The organism is Streptomyces sp. YS-3 (assembly GCF_045257485.1).
In the GTDB taxonomy this organism is placed as follows: Bacteria; Actinomycetota; Actinomycetes; order Streptomycetales; family Streptomycetaceae; genus Streptomyces.
The window spans coordinates 1-1,970 of the sequence record NZ_JBJHPC010000886.1; the positions used below are offsets into that span (position 1 = coordinate 1).

2 protein-coding genes are annotated in these 1,970 nt (G+C 76.0%); both read left to right on the forward strand.

The window, feature by feature from the left end; translation table 11 throughout:
* On the forward strand, window positions 1-1,063 hold a 1,063-nt coding region (locus tag ACJA3G_RS35940; protein WP_406557226.1), incomplete at its 5' end, for a PQQ-binding-like beta-propeller repeat protein.
* A 183-nt stretch (window positions 1,064-1,246) separates the two neighbouring features.
* The coding region (locus tag ACJA3G_RS35945) for a coiled-coil domain-containing protein (RefSeq protein ID WP_406557227.1) at window positions 1,247-1,970 on the forward strand (724 nt) is incomplete at its 3' end.

Genomic DNA, 1,970 nt, shown 5'->3' on the forward strand with positions numbered 1-1,970 from the left:
ACCCCCGGCCGCCCGCTGGGGGTACGCGGTGCCCGGTGGCAGGCTCCTGGGCACCCCGCTCGTCCAGGGCGCGGTCCTGGTCGTGCCCGGCGCCGCGCTCACCGGCGTCGACCTGCGCACCGGCCGTCAGCTGTGGCACCGCCCCGAACTGGCCGGTGTCGCCCAGCTCCAGCCGGCGGGCGCGGATCCGGCGGTGGCGTTCGGCGTCGGCCCCACCGAGTTCACCTGGTTCGCGGTGGCGGACGGCGCGGTCCGCCAGAAGGTGGCGTACGCCCGGCTCGCACCCGGCATGGGCACTCCCGAGGTCCGCGCGCACGACGGCACGACGGTGTGGTTCACCGCCACGGCCGGCAAGGACACCGCGCTGTACGCCTACGACATCGCCACCCGCGCCGTCCTGTGGCGGCGCCCGCTGGGCCGGGGCGAGACCTTCGAGTGGACGGACTTCGCCGGTGGCCGGCTGATCTCGCGGCGCCCGGCGGCGAGCCCGCCCAAGGGCGCCAGGCAGGTGCTCGCGGAGTTCTTCGCGGTCGACCCGAAGACCGGCAAGGACCTGTGGTCGCGCTCGTACGGGGCGGTGCTGCCCACCGACAACGCGGTGCTCTCGCCCGACGGCGTGCTGCTCACCACGGCGGGCGGCGGCCTCCAGGCGTACGACCTGGAGACGGCGAAGCCGCGCTGGCAGCGCGCCCGGGGCACGACGCTCTACGGAACCCCCCTGGTGGACAAGGGAGTCGTGTACGCGCCCGACAACGGCACGAGGATCGCCGCGGTCGCGGCGGCCGACGGCCGGGAGGTGTGGGTCGGGTCCACGGACCTGGCCCCGGCGGGCGCGGTGGAGACCCACGCGCTGGCGAGCGCGTCCGGCCGTACGGTCCTGGCGCTCGACCCGTTCCAGGTGACCGCGCTGGACGCGGCGAGCGGCGAGCGGCTGTGGAAGTTCCAGGACGCGGGCGCCAAGGAGCAGTCGGCGGACCGGGGAGGCTACCGGGCGGTGGCGGCGGGCGCGGACGCGGCGGTGGTGTGGCACGGGGCGACGCTGTACGCGCTGCCGGTGCGCTAGGGCGGCCCGGGCGAGATCCGGAGCCCCTCGGAGTCATCCGTGGCCACCCGTAGCCGTACCGGGCCGGATCGGCAAGCGCCCGCACCGGGGTTCGGCCGTACGGGGGGAGTATTCGCACCATTCACCCGGCTCGGCGCGCACCCCGCCGGATCACCGTGCCACCATCCGACCGGAGGTGAGCACGTGTCAGAAAGATCCCTGCGTACGGTGTGTACGGCGGCGGCCGTCGCGGCGGCGCTCGTGTCGGCGGTCCCCACGGCGCAGGCCGCGCCCACTCCGCCCCGGAGTCCGGTGACCGGTCTGCTGACGCAGATGCAGACGCTGTACCGGCAGGCCGAGGAGGCCTCCGAGGCGTACAACGCGGCCGAGGAGCAGCTGAAGCTGCGCGCGGCGGACGAGAAGAAGGTGGCGGCCGGGCTGACCAGGGCGCGGATCGCGCTGGCCCGCAGCCGCGAGGCGGCGGGGCGCCTGGCCCGGGAGCAGTACCAGGGCCGCAGTGAACTCTCCACGTACATGCGGCTGTTGCTGGCGCGTGATCCGCAGGGCGCACTCGACCAGGGCCATCTGATGCGGCGCGCCACGGACGAGCGCCGTGTCGCGCTGGCGCGGCTCGCCCGCACGGAGAAGCAGGCGGACTCGCTCGCCCGGGAGGCGCGCAGGGCGCTGGACGAGCAGGCGACGCTGGCCGCGCGCCAACGCCGGGCGCGGGACGAGGTACGGGCGCGCCTGGCGGACGTGGAGGGCCTGCTGGCGTCGCTGAGCGAGGAGCAGTTGGCCGAGCTCTCCGCGCTGGAGCGGGAGGGCACGGCGAAGGCGCAGCGGGACCTGCTGGCGACGGGGGCGCTGAGCGGGGTACGGGCGCCGTCGCCGGAGGGCGAGGAGGCGGTGCGGTACGCGGTGGGGCAGG